We start from the raw sequence: 17,268 nt of genomic DNA on the forward strand, positions 1-17,268 counted from the left end.
CCCCCACGGAGCCGGCGCGGCGGGCCGGGACGTCCGCGAGAGGTAACGGACCAACGCGATCCCGGCCAGCACCAGCACCGCCAGGAGCAGCAGCATCCCGAGCGCCAGCAGGCCCATCCCCCAGCCGCTCAAGCCGTGGCCGTGCCCGTGCCCGTTCCAGTAATACATCGCGGACCTCCTCTGCCGGCCCGGGACCGGAGCCGCCGGGGCGACCGGCCCCCACCCACCCATCGTGCGCCCGGAACCGACCGGACGAGCGTGAGGATTGTCTGAGAATGCCCGGAACCGACCTCCCGCCCCGCCGGGCGACCCACCGGGGGTAGCGTTACTGACCATGGACCGACACTCGCCGATCGACGACCCCGAGCGGCTCGTCGCGACCGGAGTGCTCCGCCGCTACGAGGACGGGCGCCTGCACCCCGCCCTCGGCTACTCGCCGATCTCCTACGTCTCCACCCGGCTCTGGGACGAGCTCACCGCCCTCGCGATCGCCCCGTCCGCGGCCGCCACGACCGCGCACGCACTGCTGCGCGCCATCGCCGCCGATGCCGTCGACGCGGCGCTCGCCCCCGGCAACGAGCGGGCCCCGCGCAACGACCTGTACGTGACCCACCCCGCGTACATCGGTCCGCACCGCCGGGTGGTCTGGTTCCAGCGCACCGGCCCGCGCGGCCTGATCACCGCGACCCTGCCGCCCGGCTCCTGACGTCCGGTCCCGAGCCGGGCCCGGAGCCCGGTGAGGCCCGGGCCCCGCTGCCGCCCCGGCCCGTCGCCCCGGCCCGCCGCCCTCAGCGCTCTACCCGGAGCGCCCGGCAGACCCAGCTGAGCCGGGACGGCCCGAGCATGGGCGGTCGGGGGTGGTAGGTGCCGTCGGATACGGAGAGGTTGACGATCAGATAGGCGTGCCAGTCCGGCCCGACGCCGCGGCGGTCGGCGTGGATCAGCGTGTCGTCGACGAACCAGTCCACGGACTGGGCTCCGAACACCGTGCGCAGCCCGAAGGTCGCGCCCGGGGCTATACCGGCCTGGGCGCCGTGCCAGTAGCGGTAGCCGCCGCGGACGTGGTTGGAGATCTCCAGCAGGTCCGGGTTGTCGGGGTGGTACTCGAACACGTCCACCTCGTTGCCGCCGTCGCGCCACGTCCAGATCGCCGGCCAGGCGCCGAGCTCGACGGGGAGCGTGACCTCCGCGCGGAGCACGTCCCCGGTGCGGACCTGGAAGCCCTCCGGACTGCCCTCGGTGGTGAGCAGGTTGCAGGTCCACAGGTCGCTGCCGAGGCGCCGGGTGGCGGCGAAGACCCCGCCGGGGCAGTACGCGCGACTGAGATAGTCGAGTTTGTGGTCGGCCCGGTTGGTCGGCCCCATCCCGGGATAAGCGCTGCTGCGCCCCGCCGTCCACTGCCTGGTCGAAGTGAAGTCCGCGTCGAACACGACTGCCACGGCCGCCTCCCCGGTGCCCCTGGGCGCCGCCGGCCCTCCACCGGCGGACACACAGGGTGACTTACCCGGTACGCTCCGCACTATGCGAAGCGGACGGTCCGGATCCGTAGTGGCCGGGCGGGGCGGCAGCGGGCGAGACCGCGAGCGGGACCGCCTCGGTGGTCAGCCGACCGTGGTCACCTCGGCGCCGGTCCCGCCGAAGCCGCGGAGGCTGGCGAGCCGGTCGGTGACCGAGACGACGCCGTCGACCGAGCGGCAGAGGTTCAGCACGATCGGGACGAGGTACGGCTCCGGGACGGTGCCGCTGAGCACCACGCGGCCCTGGTCGACCTCCACCCCCACCTCGGCGGGGCTGACCCCCTCGATCCGGCCGAGCACCTCCTCGACGATCTCGCGGCGGATCACCCGGTCCTCGCGCAGGAAGACCCGCAGCAGGTCGCCCCGGCTGACCATGGCGAAGACCCGGCCGTCCTCGTCCAGCACCGGCAGCCGCTTCACGCCGTGCCGGGCCATCAGCCGCGCCGCCGCGACCACGCTGGTGCCGGGGGTGGTGCAGACCGGCGGGCCGGTCATCAGATCGGCCGCGGTGACGGCGCCGCCCGGCCCGGTGCGGGTCAGTCCGGGGGCCGGCAGCAGGCTGCCCGGGTCCTCCTGGGCCGCCAGGGTGAGCAGGAGGTCCGCCTCCGAGACGATGCCGAGCGGCCGGCCCCCGGTGTCGACGACCGGTACCCCGGTGATGTCGTACTCGGCCAAGAGGGCGACGATCTCCCGGAAGCCGGTCTCGGGCGCGACCCCGACCACGGGGCTGGTCATCACTGATTCGACGCTGGCATGCCGCACGCCGGTTCACCTCGTCCGCGAGCGATGTCGGCCGGACGACCCTCGTCCGGCCACGGTACCTGGAGCATCGCCCCTGCCGGCGCGGGACCGCCAGGGGCCAAGGGGCTGAAAGCCCGGGACCAACGGCCCCTGTCGCCGAACACCCTGTTCACCGCCGGCCGGCCGGGCGCGGCGCGCACCGGCACGCGCCCTGCTGTGGCGGCCCGCGCCCCGCGGGGAGAAGCTGCTCGGAGGGACCGGCACCCCGGACCGCACCGGGCCGCGCCGTCCCCGCCACCACCGCCCCGAGGCGCTGGAGCCGCCATGACCGCACCGACCGCCCCCGCTCCCCCGCTGCGCTGCCTGGTCACCGGCGCCACCGGCTACCTCGGCGGCCGTCTCGTCCCCGAGCTGCTCGCCGCCGGCCATTCCGTGCGCTGCCTGGTCCGCGACCCCGGGCGGCTGCGCGACCACGCGTGGCGTGCCCGGGTGGAGGCGGCCCGGGGGGACGTCACCCGCCCCGACACGCTGGCCGGGGCCTTCGCCGGCATCGACGTCGCGTACTACCTGGTGCACTCGCTGGGTACCGGCCGCAACTTCGAGGAGACCGACCGCGCCGCCGCCCGGGCCTTCGGCGAGGCGGCCGCACGCGCGGGCGTCCGCCGGATCGTCTACCTCGGCGGGCTGCTCCCCGGCGGTGTGCCGCCGCACGAGCTCTCCCCGCACCTGCGCTCCCGTGCCGAGGTCGGCCGGGTGCTGCGCTCCTGTGGGGTGCCCACCGCCGAGCTGCGGGCTGCCGTGATCATCGGTTCCGGCTCGGCCTCCTTCGAGATGCTCCGCTACCTGACCGAGCGGCTGCCCGTGATGGTCACGCCGAGCTGGGTGGGCACCCGGATCCAGCCGATCGCCGTCCGCGACGTGCTGCGATACCTCACCGGCGCCGCGCTCCTGCCGCCGGACGTGCACCGGGCCTTCGACCTCGGCGGCCCCGAGGTCCTCACCTACCGGGAGATGATGCAGCGGTACGCCGCCGTCGCCGGGCTGCCGCACCGGGTGATCCTGCCGGTCCCGGTGCTCACCCCCGGGCTCTCCAGCCTCTGGGTCGGGCTGGTCACCCCGGTGCCGAACCGGCTGGCCCGGCCGCTCGTGGAGTCGCTGCGGCACGAGGTGGTCTGCGGCGAGCACGACATCGCCCGGTACGTGCCCGACCCGCCCGGCGGGCTCACCGGCTTCGACCGGGCCGTGGAGCTGGCCCTGCACCGGATCCGGGACGCCGACGTGACCACCCGCTGGTCCTCCGCCTCCGTCCCGGGCGCGCCGAGCGATCCGCTGCCCACCGACCCCGACTGGGCCGGCGGCAGCCTCTACCAGGACGTGCGGGAGCGCCGTGTGGCCGCCCCGCCGGCCGAGCTCTGGCGGGTGGTGGAGGGCATCGGCGGCGAGAACGGCTGGTACTCGTTCCCGCTCGCGTGGGCGCTGCGCGGCCTGCTCGACCGGCTGGCCGGCGGGGTCGGCCTGCGCCGGGGCCGCCGCGATCCGGCGCGGCTGCGGATCGGCGACTCGCTGGACTTCTGGCGGGTGGAGGAGATCGAGCGGGGCCGGCTGCTGCGGCTGCGCGCGGAGATGCGGCTGCCCGGACTCGCCTGGCTGGAGCTCTCGGTCACCCCGGACGGCGACGGCGGGAGCCGCTTCCGCCAGCGGGCCCTGTTCCACCCGCACGGGCTGGCCGGGCACGCCTACTGGTGGTCGGTCGCGCCGTTCCACGCGGCGGTGTTCGGGGGCATGGCCCGAAGGATCGCCGAGCGGGCCGAGGCCGCTCCGCAGGAGGCCGCTCCACGCGGCGCAACCATCACATGATCGACTCGTTGGACCGTCCACCACGACAGACACGGCACCACGGACGGCCCGGCGGAGGACGCGTTGGCAGGACGGATAGACGCGGGAACACCGCCGCGGGGCACGGCCGGGCGGCCGGTGGCGGAGGCCGAGGCGGCGCTCGTGCGCCACTACCGGCGGCTGGTCCGGCTGGCGTACCTGGCCCTGCCGGCCGACCGGGACCGGCACAGCCGGGTGCTCGCCGCGCACGCCGCCGTCCAGCGGGCGCTGCCGTCGCGCTGGACCCTGCGGGACCTGCTGGCCGAGCCCGTCGGGCCCGACGAGGACCCGCTCTACGCCGCCCTGCGGCAGCGGGTGCTGCGCGCCGCACTGCGGCCGCGGCCTGGCGAGCGCCTGCTCGCGCCACGGGTCTGGGGGCTGCGGCTGTTCACCCCCGGCGGCGGTGAGGAGGACGCGGCGCTGGACCGCGGGCTGGCCGGCCTCGACGCGCCCGCCCGCGCGGCGTTCGCCCTGGTCGCCGTGGACGGGCTGACGCCGCCCCAGGCCGCCGCGGCGCTGCGGCAGGCCGGCTCGGCCGAGCCCGACCAGGCGGTCGAGCGGGCCGAGCGGCTCCGCGCCGGGTCGGAGCCGGGGCGGCCGGCCTTCGACCCGTGCGCGGTCCGCGTCCAGCCGACGGACCTGCTGCGGCGCCGCCGGGCCTGGGGCGTCTCGCTGGGGGTGGTCGTGCTCGCCCTCACCACCACCGCCGCCGTCCTGGCCGGCGCGGGCTCCGGCTCCGGCTCCGACGGGGGCGGTGCGCCCGCCGCCCGCCCACGGTCCGTCCCGCCGGCCGGCACGGCGCCCGATCCGGGCCGGCTGGTCCGCACCCCGGCCGACCGGTGGCAGCACACCGCGCGGATGGACTTCTCCGCCTGGCCCGCCCGGGGCGACCGCCGGGACGACCCCGCGCTGCTCGGGCGCGCCCTGGCCGCCTGGGCGCAGCCCGGCCCGCAGACCCGGGCCGAGCCGGGCACGGACGCCGCCCCGCCGCAGGGCGCGCCGCACCTGCTCTTCGCCGGTACGGTCGACGGCGCCGCCGTGGTGGTGCTGTACGACGGCGGCCGGCTCGCCCGCTACACCGACGGGCGCGGCGGCGGGCTGGACCTCGCCCGGGTCGACGACGCGGGCGTCACCACGGCCGCCGCGGTGGTGCTGCGCCGTCAGGGCACCTCGGCCCGGTACCTGCTCGCGCCGTGGATCGAGGCCGCCGACCTGCGGCGCTCGGACCAGCCCGACGCGCCCGCCAAGCCGCTGGAGCGGACGGACGGGGTGACCGCCGCGGCGGCGGCGCCCGCCACCGCCGCCTCCCCGGGGCCGCTCGCCGACTGCCGGGGCGCCGCGGTGCTCCAGCTGCGCTCCTCCCCGGCCATCGCCGAGAAGCACGTCTTCCTGCTGGCCGACCTCGGCGGGCTGGTCCCGGCGCACCTCACCTACACGCCGCCGCCGGACCGCGCCCAGTCCGCCCGGGAGCCGCGCGAGGCGGCCGGCCCGGACGCACTGCAGGCCTGGGCGCGGGGCGGCTGCGCGGTGCCGGACGCCTCACCCGGGGTCAAACAGCTCAGCCTCTGGACGTTCGCCGTCCAGCAGCTGCCGCAGAACGCGGGTGCGGCGTCCTGGGTCTGCCTGCGGGCCGACCGCTGGGACGGCGACGGCAGCGCGGCGACCGCCGTGCTGCTGCCCGGGGCGCGCGGGCCGCAGCGCACCGGCGGCGGCTCGGGGCGGGCGTGCAGCCGGTTCGAACAGGACACGGTCGGCTGGACGTGGTGGCGCTCCCCGCAGGGCACCGAGTTCCTGCTGGCGGCGGGCAGCCGGCGGGTCGCCCGGATCGGCGTCAAGGGGCCCGACTGGACGGCCGACCGCCCCGCGCCGGACCACACCCTCGCCGTCGAGCGCCCGACCCGGGCCGCCGTCACGGTCGAGGCAGTGCTGGACGGCGGCACCCGGATCGCCCCGCTCCACTGACCCGGCGCCCCGGCGCGGCTCCGGAGACCGGCGGCCGGGGCGCCGGCCGCTCGCCGGGCGGCCCGCTCGTGGCCGGTCAGCGAGCCGTCAGGTCGGCCGGGTAGTCGGCCAGCTCCATCGTGCTGACCTGCTGGCCCAGCTCCAGCATCCGGTTCAGGATCCAGCTCCGCCCCAACAGCACGTTGCGCAGCCGCACGCCGGCCGCCGTACCGGGGGCGAGGAAGGGACCGGTGCGGTCGCCGCCCTTCTGGCAGCCCTCGGCGTATCCGCGGACGGCGTTCTCGTACCGGGTGAAGGCGGCCCGGTGGTCGCCGCGGGACCGGGCGAGCTCGCCGGCCAGCACGTAGGCGGCGACCACGGCGGTGCCGGTGCCCATGCCGCCGATGGTGGCGCCGCAGGCGGCGTCCCCCACCAGGGCGATCCGGCCGGTGGACCAGGTGGGGACGTCGGCCCGGCTGATCGAGTCGAAGTAGAGCTCGGGGGCGTCGTCGAGGCTCGCCAGCAGCCGGGGCACCTCCCAGCCGAGTCCGGCGAAGGATTTCCGGAGCAACGCCTTCTGCTGCCCGGTGTCGTGCCGGTCGTAGTCGAGTTCGGGCGCGGCGAAGAGCAGGAAGGCGCCGGCGCTGGAGCGGTCCCGGTGGTCGCCGCCGACCGCGGCGAGCCGGCCCGGAACGTTCAGGCCGACCGAACCGGGCGGCAGGCCGAGGTAGTTGGGCAGCTGCCAGGTGGCGGCGTAGTAGCCGAGGTGGCGGACGTACTGCCGTTCGGGGCCGAACGCCAGCCTGCGGACGTTGGAGTGGAGGCCGTCCGCGCCGATCACCAGGTCGAACACCCGCGGCGCGCCGTGCCGGAACTCGGCGCGGACGCCGTTGGGCGTCTGCTCCAGCGTGGTGATCGAGTCTCCGAAGACGTACTCGGTGCCCGGCAGGCTGTGCCGGTACAGCACCTGGGCCAGTTCGCCACGCGGCACCTCCAGCTCGCCGCCGGCGAAAGCCGCCGGCAGGTGGAGCCGTCGGCGGCCGTTCGGGTCGACGAAGCTCATCGAGGTACCGCCGGTGGCGATCGCCCGCAGCTCGTCGAGCAGGCCCATCCGCTCCAGCACGGTGCGGTGCGTCGCACCGCGGAAGTCGACGGCCTGGCCGCCCCCGCGGAGCGCGGGCGCCAGCTCGACGACGGTGGGTTCGAAGCCGTACCGGGCCAGCCAGTGGGCCAGTGCCGGGCCGGCGATGCTCGCCCCGGAGATGAGGACCTTCGCGCCCAAGGGGATCGCTCCATCCGATGAGGTCCGGAAACTGTGTCCGACGGACACGGATATCGCTGTGTACGGTAGACACAGTTCGACGTTTCGGCAAGACACGGAGGCGGGAGCGGGATTGAGCAACGGATCGAGCAGCAACTCGCGCGGCGCAACGGGCAGTGGATCCGGCAGCCGGGCGAGCGGTACGCCGGGCAGGGGATCGGGCAGCGGGGCGAGTGCGACGGCACAACTGCTCTGGGGTCCGGCGCCGACGCCGACCCGCGGCCCGAAGCCGGCCCTCAGCCTGGACCGGATCGCCCGGGCGGGCATCGAGATCGCGGACGCGGAGGGGCTCGGCGCCGTCTCGATGCAGCGGGTGGCCGGGCTGCTGGACTACACCAAGATGTCGCTCTACCGCTACCTGCCCGGCAAGGCCGAACTGGTCGCCCTGATGGTGGAGACGGCGGTCGGCGAGCCCGCCGAACCGGCGAGGCCGGTCGAGCCCTCCGGGTGGCGCGGGCAACTCCTCGACTGGTCACACCACTTGGCGGATGCGTTCGCCGCACACCCCTGGCTGCTGGACGCCACCGTGGGCCCCCGGCCGATGGGCCCCCGGGAGCTCGCCTGGCTGGAGCAGGTGGTGGCCGCCCTGGACGGCACCGGACTGACCGGGCCCGAGCGGATGGACGCCGCCATGCTGCTCGCCGGCCACGTCCGCAGCATCGCCGAGCAGTCCCGGGCGGCGGGGCCGGGGGGCGCGCCGGAGTCGGAGATGCTGGCCGCCCTCGGCGGCCTGCTCCAGGAGCACGCGGACCGCTTCCCGGCGCTGGCCGCCGCCACCCGGGAGGCGGCCGCCGAGGGCGGGCAGGACGAGGCGCTCGCATTCGGTCTGGACCGCATCCTGGACGGGCTGGACGCCCTGATCACCCGCCGGAGCCGGTCCGCGGGGAGCTGAACGGACCGCCGGAGGCCCCGGCTCAGCGAGCGTGGCGGAGGGACTCCAGCTCGTCGGTCATCCGGCCGAGGAAGCGGGCCACGGCGGCCAGCTCGGCGGGGGTGAACTCGCCGCGCACGGTCTCGGTGCGCCGCGCCACCGGCGCGAACCACTCGGCGGCCATCCGCCCGGCGCCGGGGAGGTAGTGGACGAGCACCTGGCGGCGGTCGGCGGCGTCCCGGGTGCGGCGGACGTGCCCGGCCCGCTCCAGCCGGTCGAGCACGGCGGTGACCGCCCCGGAGGTCAGGGCCAGCTCCTCGCGGAGCCGGCCGGGGGTGATCCCGCCCGGGCCGCCGTCCGGGCCGGGGGCCGCCCGCATGACGGCCAGCAGCGCCTGGACGTCGGTGGCGTGCAGGCCGCTGGCGGCGGCGAAGCCGTGGCCGAGCAGGTTGAGTTCGGAGGCGAGGTCCTGGAGCAGCCGGCCGAGCGCCGGTGCGTCCGACGCCGCCGGGTCGGCTGAGGCGGGCGGGACGGGCATGCCGGGCGGGCCGGGCACGGCGGGCGGGGTCGTCCTCGGCTCCTGCTCCGACAAGGTGATCCGCTCCGGTCGCGTACGGCGTTTACCCGATCAGCCTATCGGCCGCCCGCCGCACCCGGCCCCACCCCGCCGGTCGGCGGGCCGTCAGACCCGCTCCCCGACCTGCTCCGGCACGGCCGCCCGCTCCGCCGCCGGCCGCACCCGGGCCGGCCACCAGACCCGGTCGCCCAGGTCGCGGACGAGCGCGGGCACCAGCAGCGAGCGCACCAGCAGGGTGTCCAGCAGCACGCCGAAGGCGACGATGAAGGCGATCTGTGCCAGGAAGGCCAGCGGGATCACGCTCAGCGCGGCGAAGGTCGCGGCGAGCACCACCCCCGCCGAGGTGATCACGCCGCCGGTCGCCGTCAGCCCCCGCAGCACGCCTTCCCGGGTGCCGACCCGCAGCGCCTCCTCCCGGACCCGCGTCATCAGGAAGATGTTGTAGTCCACCCCCAGCGCGACCAGGAAGACGAACCCGTACAGCGGCACCGAGGGATCGGTGGCGGTGAAGCCGAGGACGTGCGGGAAGACCACCGCGCTGACGCCGAGCGTGGCCAGGTAGGAGAGCGCGACGGTGGCGGCGAGCAGCACCGGCGCCAGCAAGGAGCGCAGCAGCAGCACCAGCACGGCGAGGACGCAGAGCAGTACCGCCGGCATGATCAGCGACCGGTCGCGCTCCGCCGTGACCCGGGTGTCGTACTGCTGCGCGGTGTACCCGCCGACCAGCGCCTCCCCGCCCGGTACGGCGTGCACGGCCTCCCGCAGCCGCCGCACGGTGGCGATGGCCTCGTCGCTGTCGGCCGGGTCGGCGAGCGTGACGTCCAGCCGGACCCGCCCGTCGACCGTCCTCGGCGCGGCCCCCGGCGCCCCGCCGGTGTAGGGCCGGACGCCGGCCGTCCCGGGCACGGCGGCCGCGGCGGTCACCGCCTCGGCGTGGCCGGCCGCGGCGAGCACCACCGCCGGGTTGCCGGCGCCGCCGGCGAAGTGCGCGGAGAGCATCCGCTGGCCGGCCGCCGAGGGCTGGGGCTTGACGAAGAGTTCGGACTGCGGGACGCCGCCGGAGTCGAGCGCCGGCGCGAAGGCGGCCAGCGCCGCCAGCACCGCGAGGCTCGCCGCCCAGGTGGTCCGGGGCCGGCGGCCGACCAGCGCGGCCACCCGCTGCCACACGGCGTGCACCGGCGCCCGCCCGTCGGCGGCGGGGCGGGCCGGCCAGTACGCGGTGCGGCCGAGCAGGGTGAGGGCGGCCGGCAGGAAGGTGAGCGCCGAGACCACCGCGCAGCCGATCCCGATCGCGCCGACCGGCCCGAGCGCCCGGTTGTTGGTGAGGTCGGAGAGCAGCAGGACGAGCAGGCCGAGGGCGACGGTGGCGCCGGAGGCCGCGATCGGCTCGACCGACTGCCGCCAGGCGGTGCGCATCGCGGCGAACCGGTCGCCGTGCAGGTGCAGCTCCTCGCGGAACCGGGCGGAGAGCAGCAGGCCGTAGTCGGTGGCGGCGCCGATCACCAGGATCGAGAGCAGGCCCTGGACCTGGCCGTCCACCCGGACCAGGCCGCGGTCGGCGAGCAGGTAGACCAGGGCGCAGGCGGTGGCGAGGGCGAAGACCGCGCCGAGGATCACCAGCAGCGGGAGCAGCACGCTGCGGTAGACGGCGAGCAGGATCAGCAGCACCACACCGAGCGCGACGCCGAGCAGCAGCCCGTCGATGCCGGCGAACGCCCGGCCCAGGTCGGCCGCGACGGCGGCCGGGCCGGCCACGCCGACCTCGGTGTCCGGCACCTGCTCGGCGAGGGCGCGCACGGCCCGGACGCTGTCGCCGGTCTGCCGCCCGAGGTCGGAGCGGAGCTGGACGACGCCCTGGAGGGCTCGGCCGTCCGCGGCGGGCAGGGCAGGCGAGACCCGCCCGGTGGCGCCGGGGACGGTCGCGGCGGCGCGGAGCGCGCCCTCGGCGGCGGAGCGCTGCGCGGCGTCGACGGCGCCGGTGCGGCTCTCCCAGACCACGATCACGGGCAGGGTGGCCGGGGTCTGGAACTCCTGGCCCAGCCGGGCGACTTCGGTCGACTCGGCGCTGCGCGGCAGGAACGCGGCCCGGTCGTTGGTGGCGACCTCGGAGAGCCGCCCGGCGTAGGGGCCGAAGGCGCCGCCGAGGCCGAGCCAGGCCACCAGCAGGGCGAGCGGGATCAGCAGCCGGGCTCGGCGCCGGGCGGCGGGGCTGCCGGTGGGGCTTCCGGTGAGCATCGAGGAGCGCCCTTCGTGGCGGGGCCGGTGACGGTCCGCCGCATCCTATCTCTCAATCATCGAGATACTTCACCGGCTGAGATTTCCCGCGGCGCGCCGCGGACCCGTGCCCCTGGGCCTGCGGCGCGGGGGGCCGTGCCGCTCGGGCTCGTGTGCGGCGTGCCCGGCGTCCGCCAGAGGGCGTGCCAGCAGGCCGGCCGCGGAGAGCGCGGCCCAGCCGACGGAGACCGCCACCGCCATCGTGCGGTGCCGCCGCTTCGGCAGCGCGGTGGCGAGCAGCGCGGCGTCCCCGAGGTCGGCGGCGATCCGCAGCAGGGTGGCGGTCCGCAGCGCGGACGCGTCCGGGGCCAGGACCATGGCGAGGCCGCAGGCGGCGTCGCGGAAGGCGAGCGGGCGCAGGCAGGCGGCCACGTCCGCGGGGACCGACCCGTCCGGGCCGGCGATCCCGGACGGGCGGGCCAGCAGCCCCGGGCGGCGGGCGACGGCGAACCCGTAGACGGCGGTGACGGCTCCGGTCAGGCGCAGCAGACGCTCGTTCACGGCACGGCTCTCCTCGGGTCGGTGGGGACACGCCCCGGTGCGGGTCGGTCGGGACACGCCGCGGTGCGGGCCGCGGGGGCGCCTCCCCCCGCGGCCCGCACCGTGGGCCCATCATGGACGACCGGGCGGCCCGGCCGGGGCCGACACGTCCGGCGGTGGCCCTTCCGGGGAGGTCGGGGTGCCCGCCGGCACGGCGGGCGGGATGCCCGGCGGCGAAGCGACCGGGCGGCCGATCAGGTACTCGGCGACGAGCAGGTTGATCAGCCACGGTGCCCAGGCGGCAGCGGCGTAGGCGGTGTCGAAGTCCGCACCGGCGGCGTCGAAGACGGGCAGCCAGATCCGGAGGGTGACGGCCGTCAGGATCAGCGCGTACGACCTGATCGCCCAGCCCCGGTGGCGGTCGAACCGGCGCTGCCGGGCGGCCCGGTAGGCCGCGGCGGAGGCCCCGAGGGTGAGGCCGCCCAGCACCGCGAAGCCGACCGGTGCCACCGGCGGGACCAGTGCCCGCGGGGCCAGCAGCAGCCCGCCGACGCCGGTCACGGCCGCGCTCACCAGGTAGGCGCGGCCGGTCCACCGGTGCGCGCCGGGGTGCCGGGCCCGCAGGCCGGGGAGGAACTGCCAGGGGCCGAGCAGCAGGGCGAGGACGCCGGCGCCGATGTGCAGCAGGAGCGGGGCGAGGTGGGCGGCGTAGACGGCCTGTTGCCCGTCGAGGAAGGTCTCCTGATCCAGCGTGAAGTAGCGGGAGGAGAGCAGGGCGGTCGCCGCGGCGAGGAGGGTCATCACGGCCCAGCCGGGCCGGCGGCGGAGGGAGCGGGCCGGCCGCGCACGGCTCGCCCGCGGCCGGGGGCTCCGGCCGGGAAGGTCGGCCGGCGGCACCCGGTCGGCGGTAGGCAGGTTCATACCGCGAAAGCTACGGAGCGGGAGGCGGCGGGGGCTTCCTCCCGGCGGGGTGCTCGCGCCCGCCCCGACGGGGGTGGCCGGGGCCGGTCCCCGGACGGCCGACGGCCCCGGCGGGGCAGCCCCGAATACCCCAGGAGGGCGATGTGCGCGGCGGACCGGGCCGCTACCGTTCCCCCGGTCCCCTCCCCTCCCCTTCCCGCCCCCACCGGCCCGTTCCAGGGTGCGCCGAGTACCGGCCGCCCCGCCTCCGAGACGCCAGGAGCCGCGTTGATCCGACTTGTCACCGGCCTCCGGCCACGCCTCCCCGACCGCTTCCTCGACCCCGCCCTCGCGGCCGCCTTCCTCGCCGCGATGCTCGTCGGGCGGGTGGGAGCGGCGGACGAGCTCGGCGGCCGGGCCGTCCCGGCCGCCGCCCTGAGCCTGGTCGTCGCCGGCGCGCTCGCCGCCCGCCGGACGGCGCCGCTGGCCTCCTACCTCGCCGGCTCGGCCGCACTGGCGGCGGAGTCGCTGCTCGGCCTCGGCAGCCCGGTGTCGCCCTACGCCAACCTCATCGGCCTCTACTCCCTGGGTCTGCACGCCTCCCGCGGGCGGGCCCGGCTCGGGCCGTTCGTGGCGCTGGCCACCATGGCCGGGTACTTCGCGCGGGTCGACGGCGCCCGCACCTACCCGGCGATCCCGGCCGGCGTGCTGTTCGTCTGGCTGCTCGGCTGGGCCCTCGGCTACGGCACCGCGCGGCGGCTGGAGGAGCGGGACGCCGCCCGGCTGCGGCTGCGACGGGAGGCCGTCGCCCAGGAGCGCACCCGGATGGCCCGGGAGCTGCACGACCTGGTGGGCCACACCGTCACCCTGATGCTGGTGCAGGCCGGTGCGGCGCGCCGGCTGCTCGGCCACGACCCGGGGCGCGCCCGCGAGGTGCTCGCGGAGCTGGAGCACACCGGGCGGGAGTCGCTCGACGAGCTGGACCTCGTCCTCGGGCTGCTCCGCGGCGGCCCGGACACGGCGGAGCGGCCGCCCGACGACCAGCCCGACGGTCCGCCGGACGACCTGCCGGACGACCCGTCGGACCACCGCGGCCTGGCGGACCTGTCGCGGCTGACCGGCCGGATCGGCCGGGCCGGGGTGCGGGTCGGCGTCCGGGTCGACCCGGCGGTGGGCGCGCTGCCGCGCAGCATCGACGTGTCGGCGTACCGGATCGTGCAGGAGGCGCTGACCAACACGGTGCGGCACGCGCGGGCCGGCTCGGCGGAGGTCACCGTCCGGCGCCTCGGCGACGTGCTGGAGATCGAGGTCCACGACGACGGGAACGGTGCCGCCGCCGGCTACCTGCCGGGCCGGGGGCTGCTGGGGATCGCGGAGCGGGCGGCGCTGCTCGGCGGCCGGGTGGAGCACGGGCGGGGCGAGCGGGGCGGCTTCCGGCTGCGCGCCGCCCTGCCGATCCCGTGAACCCGCCGGCGGCGGCCGGCCGGCCCGACGGCGGCGTGCCCACCGTTGCCCTGCCCACCGTTGCCCTGGCCACCGACTCGCCACCCACCGAGTCGCCGGCCGCCGGCGCGACCGCGGGCCCGCACGGCGGCCCGGTCACCGTTCTGGTCGCGGACGACGACGCACTGCTGCGGGCCGGGGTCGCCCTCGTCCTGAGCACGGCCGAGGGCGTCGAGGTGGTCGGTCAGGCCGCCGACGGCCTGCAGGCGGTCGAGCTGTGCCGCCGCCTGGCCCCGGACGTGGTGCTGATGGACGTCCGGATGCCCGGGATCGACGGCGTCGAGGCGACCCGCCGGATCGTCGCGGCGGGCCTGCGCACCCGGGTGCTCGTCCTGACGGTCTTCCAGCACGACGACTACGTCTGGGGCGCGCTCCGGGCCGGTGCCGCGGGCTTCCTGCTCAAGCGCACCTCGCCGGAGCGCCTGATCGACGCCGTGCGGACGCTGGCCGCCGGCGAGCTGCTGCTCGACCCGGCCGTGACCCGCACTCTGGTGGCCCGGGTGGTCGCGGCCTCGCCGGGCGGGCCGACTGCCGAGGCCGAGGATCCCCGGCTGGCCCGGTTGACCGCCCGGGAGCGCGAGGTGCTGCGGCTGGCCGCCGAGGGGCGGTCCAACGCGGAGATCGCCGGCGTGCTGGTGCTGGCGGAGTCGACGGTGAAGACCCACATGAAGCGGGTCCTGGCCAAACTCGGCGCGCGGGACCGGGCCCAGGCCGTCGCGATCTCCTACCGCGGCGGTCTGATGGCCCGGTGAGCCCCGCGGCCCCCGAGGACCGGGGGCCGCGGGGCGCGCGGGAACAGCGGCCGGCCGGGAACAGCCGGGAACAGCCGGGACGGCGTCAGGAGACGCGCTTCAGCTGCCAGCTGTTCTTGCCGAAGCTCGGCACTGCCGAGTAGTTGCAGCCGGAGCTGTAGAACTCGCTGACCTGCACCCAGCCGGCCGGCGGCCAGGTCGAGGCACAGGCGTTGACCACGGTGCCGACCGGGTAGCCGGTGAGCTGCATGATCTTCTTGCTGTTGGGCGTGAAGGTGCCCGACCCGCAGCCTGCGCTGTTCCACCACTGGACGTCGACGTAGCCGCTCGGGGTGAGCGAGCTCCCGCACATGTTCACCGTGTCACCCGGCGCGGCGTGCGCGGTGGTCATCGACAGCGTCAGCGCTGCGGCGGTGGCGCCCAGGGTCAGGGCGGCGGCACGGAGACGGGACACGGAGCGGCTCCTCTCGTCGGCGCGGTCCGTCCGCACCTGGCATATTCCTATCGGCGGGTGACCGGACACGGACAGTGGCTTTCCGGTCCGGTCCCCGACGCGATTGCCGCCGTTGACAGGCGACGCCCGGTGTGCCGCAGGTCAGCCGTTGATCGGCTTGACGTCCAGGCGGACGTGGTCGACCGCCCAGGACGTCCTTGCCGGCGTTGTCGTTGCCGGTGGCGTCGCTGCTGTAGAAGACCAGGCGGGTCTCGGCGCCGGTGTCGAAGAGGCCGAGGTGGACGGCACCGGGGCGCCGGATGGCGCGTCGGTGACGGACAGTGAACTCCATGCTGTACAGACAACTTGACGCCCAGAACGCCATTGACGAGGGAGAACGGGACGCGCCGGCGGGCCCGCGCGGCATGACGCGGGCCGGCCGGCACGGCCGTCGCTAGAGCAGGCGCTTGATGTCACCGCGGGCCCGGTAGAAGGCCCCGGAGCCGGACTCCAGCACCTCGGCCACCAGGTAGCGGGCACCGGGCACCCGGATGTCCTTCGGGAACTGCACCCGGCGGGCCGGGTCGAAGCCGGGCGACACCACCCGGACCCGCAGCCGGGCGCCCTCCGCGACGCACTCGACCTCGATGCCGCCCGCGGCCGCCGCCGAGCCGGCGACCACCGACTCGACCTCGGCGCCGGCCACCGCCGCCGTCCAGCCACTGCCGTCCACCTCGGCGGCCTCCGGCACCCGGCCCTCCTCGGCCGCCCGCACCGCCTCCTCGCTCGCGTCCAGGCAGACCAGCGAACCGTCGGTGGTCACCAGGTACAGCCGGCCGTCGCGGTACTGCATGCTGTAGGCGGAGCCGCAGCCGGTGCCGAGCTTCCAGAGCCGGGTGCCGTCCGCCGCGAAGCAGTACACCGAGGAGTGGTTGTCGCCGGCGAAGACGTAGCGGCCGTCGGGCGACGCGGCGCACGAGAAGACGGCGGCGTCGCAGCGGTAGCGGGCCGTCTCCGAGCCGTCGGCCTTGCGCAGCCGGTGCACCGAACCGCGCGAGGTCGCGGCGAACACCTCGTCGCGCTCCTGCCAGCCGAACAGCACGTCGCCGTCGGTCCGGGTGTGCCACAGCGGCTCGCCGCCCCGCGCGGCGTAGCGCGCCACGCCGCGCGAGTGCCCGTGGTAGACGCCGTCCTCGTCGCAGCGGACCATCCAGCCGTCGGTGCCCTCGGCCTTTCGCCGCCACTGGAACTCGTCCTCGTGGTCGACGGTGGTGATCCCGCCACGGGCGTCGGCGACGCCGAGCACGCCGTCGTGGATGTCCAGCCAGTAGATGTCGACGTCCGCGGCGATCTCGTACGCCACCCGCGGCACCTTGCCGCCGAGGTCGTACACCTTGCCGTCGTCGCAGCCGGCGTAGATCCACCAGTCGTCGGCGACGATGCACTTCACGCCGTCCGGCAGGCCGTAGCGGCCGGTGACCTGCCCGTCGTGGGTGAGCGTGTAGACGTCGCCGCGCTCGTTGCCCACCCAGGCGTGCTCCTCGCCGACGAAGATGCCGAAGGCCGCGGCGCCGGAGCGGAACCGCCAGAGCACGGGGGCCTGGCTGGCGGTCGAACGGCTGCTGGTGATCGCCCGGCGGGTCACCGCGCGGCGCTGCCGCACCCCGCGCACGGCCGGGGCGTAGCCCTTGCGGACCTTCTCGCCGATCTTCTTGGCGGCCGCGGCGGCGGCCTTCTCCGGCGACGGGTAGCTGGTGGTCTTCGCCTGGCCGCCTTCGCCGATCCGCCCGTAGGTGATCGTCACGTCCACCCCGGCGACCCGGACCTCGTAGAACTTGTGGGCGCTGCCGGTGTCCTCGGACAGCTCCAGGTAGGTGGTCTGCTCGTCGGCGGCGACAGGCATGCGGGGCCCCTTCCGGGCGCTCGGCGGGAGTCGGTGCGGGCGGCGTGCCCGGCGACACCCCAGAAGCTATGCCCAGGGACTGACACCGCGTCCGGCGCCCCCGGCTCCGGCGGCGCAGCGGCCCGCCGGGGCCCTGTCCGGGCCGGACCGGTGGCCGACGTGCTCGGGCGGACAAACAGG

The 17,268-nt window shown here is 76.7% G+C and carries 15 protein-coding genes; 6 read left to right on the forward strand and 9 right to left on the reverse strand.

Features of this window, described 5'->3' with window-relative positions:
* The first annotated feature begins 334 nt into the window (after positions 1-334).
* Positions 335-706, forward strand: a complete 372-nt coding sequence (locus tag ACIPSC_RS09325; protein WP_400824411.1) for a hypothetical protein — start codon at positions 335-337, stop codon at positions 704-706.
* An 82-nt stretch (positions 707-788) separates the two neighbouring features.
* On the opposite strand, the gene ACIPSC_RS09330 is transcribed toward ACIPSC_RS09325, so the two are convergent.
* Positions 789-1,439, reverse strand: coding sequence for a beta-glucanase (locus tag ACIPSC_RS09330; RefSeq protein WP_400824412.1), 651 nt, complete (start codon positions 1,437-1,439; stop codon positions 789-791).
* A 162-nt stretch (positions 1,440-1,601) separates the two neighbouring features.
* Positions 1,602-2,252, reverse strand: a complete 651-nt coding sequence (locus ACIPSC_RS09335) for a CBS domain-containing protein (protein ID WP_400824552.1) — start codon at positions 2,250-2,252, stop codon at positions 1,602-1,604.
* 330 nt (positions 2,253-2,582) lie between these two features.
* On the opposite strand from ACIPSC_RS09335, the gene ACIPSC_RS09340 reads away from it, so the two are divergent.
* A complete protein-coding gene (locus tag ACIPSC_RS09340; RefSeq protein WP_400824413.1) occupies positions 2,583-4,115 on the forward strand; it encodes an SDR family oxidoreductase in 1,533 nt (510 codons plus the stop codon).
* 63 nt (positions 4,116-4,178) lie between these two features.
* Entirely contained in the window at positions 4,179-6,095 is a 1,917-nt protein-coding gene (locus ACIPSC_RS09345) for a hypothetical protein (RefSeq protein WP_400824414.1), read from the forward strand.
* A gap of 76 nt (positions 6,096-6,171) precedes the next feature.
* Here ACIPSC_RS09345 and ACIPSC_RS09350 read toward each other — a convergent pair whose 3' ends face one another.
* Entirely contained in the window at positions 6,172-7,356 is a 1,185-nt protein-coding gene (locus ACIPSC_RS09350) for an FAD-dependent monooxygenase (RefSeq protein ID WP_400824415.1), read from the reverse strand.
* Positions 7,357-7,468: 112 nt separating this feature from the next.
* On the opposite strand from ACIPSC_RS09350, the gene ACIPSC_RS09355 reads away from it, so the two are divergent.
* Positions 7,469-8,287 (forward strand): TetR/AcrR family transcriptional regulator C-terminal domain-containing protein, encoded by an 819-nt coding sequence (locus ACIPSC_RS09355; protein ID WP_400824416.1) that lies wholly within the window; start codon positions 7,469-7,471, stop codon positions 8,285-8,287.
* 22 nt (positions 8,288-8,309) lie between these two features.
* Here ACIPSC_RS09355 and ACIPSC_RS09360 read toward each other — a convergent pair whose 3' ends face one another.
* The 4 genes from ACIPSC_RS09360 to ACIPSC_RS09375 form a co-directional block, all read right to left on the reverse strand.
* Positions 8,310-8,804 (reverse strand): MarR family transcriptional regulator, encoded by a 495-nt coding sequence (locus ACIPSC_RS09360; protein WP_400824554.1) that lies wholly within the window; start codon positions 8,802-8,804, stop codon positions 8,310-8,312.
* 144 nt (positions 8,805-8,948) lie between these two features.
* Complete coding sequence (locus ACIPSC_RS09365) at positions 8,949-11,078, reverse strand: MMPL family transporter (protein WP_400824418.1); 2,130 nt, start codon at positions 11,076-11,078, stop codon at positions 8,949-8,951.
* A gap of 69 nt (positions 11,079-11,147) precedes the next feature.
* Entirely contained in the window at positions 11,148-11,618 is a 471-nt protein-coding gene (locus tag ACIPSC_RS09370) for a hypothetical protein (protein ID WP_400824419.1), read from the reverse strand.
* A 111-nt stretch (positions 11,619-11,729) separates the two neighbouring features.
* The gene (locus ACIPSC_RS09375) at positions 11,730-12,518 is read right to left on the reverse strand and encodes a DUF2306 domain-containing protein (RefSeq protein ID WP_400824420.1); all 789 of its coding nucleotides are present in this window, start codon (positions 12,516-12,518) and stop codon (positions 11,730-11,732) included.
* 267 nt (positions 12,519-12,785) lie between these two features.
* Here ACIPSC_RS09375 and ACIPSC_RS09380 point away from each other — a divergent pair, with 267 nt between their 5' ends.
* Both ACIPSC_RS09380 and ACIPSC_RS09385 read left to right on the forward strand, forming a co-directional pair.
* On the forward strand, positions 12,786-13,961 hold the full coding sequence (locus tag ACIPSC_RS09380) for a sensor histidine kinase (protein WP_400824421.1): 1,176 nt from the start codon (positions 12,786-12,788) through the stop codon (positions 13,959-13,961).
* Positions 13,962-14,104: 143 nt separating this feature from the next.
* Positions 14,105-14,752, forward strand: a complete 648-nt coding sequence (locus tag ACIPSC_RS09385) for a response regulator (RefSeq protein WP_400824555.1) — start codon at positions 14,105-14,107, stop codon at positions 14,750-14,752.
* An 85-nt stretch (positions 14,753-14,837) separates the two neighbouring features.
* On the opposite strand, the gene ACIPSC_RS09390 is transcribed toward ACIPSC_RS09385, so the two are convergent.
* Both ACIPSC_RS09390 and ACIPSC_RS09395 read right to left on the reverse strand, forming a co-directional pair.
* Positions 14,838-15,206, reverse strand: a complete 369-nt coding sequence (locus ACIPSC_RS09390) for a hypothetical protein (RefSeq protein ID WP_400824422.1) — start codon at positions 15,204-15,206, stop codon at positions 14,838-14,840.
* A gap of 433 nt (positions 15,207-15,639) precedes the next feature.
* Entirely contained in the window at positions 15,640-17,088 is a 1,449-nt protein-coding gene (locus tag ACIPSC_RS09395) for a WGR domain-containing protein (protein ID WP_400824424.1), read from the reverse strand.
* Between the last annotated feature and the right edge of the window lie 180 nt (positions 17,089-17,268).

This window comes from Kitasatospora sp. NPDC090091, assembly GCF_044747365.1.
In the GTDB taxonomy this organism is placed as follows: Bacteria; Actinomycetota; Actinomycetes; order Streptomycetales; family Streptomycetaceae; genus Kitasatospora.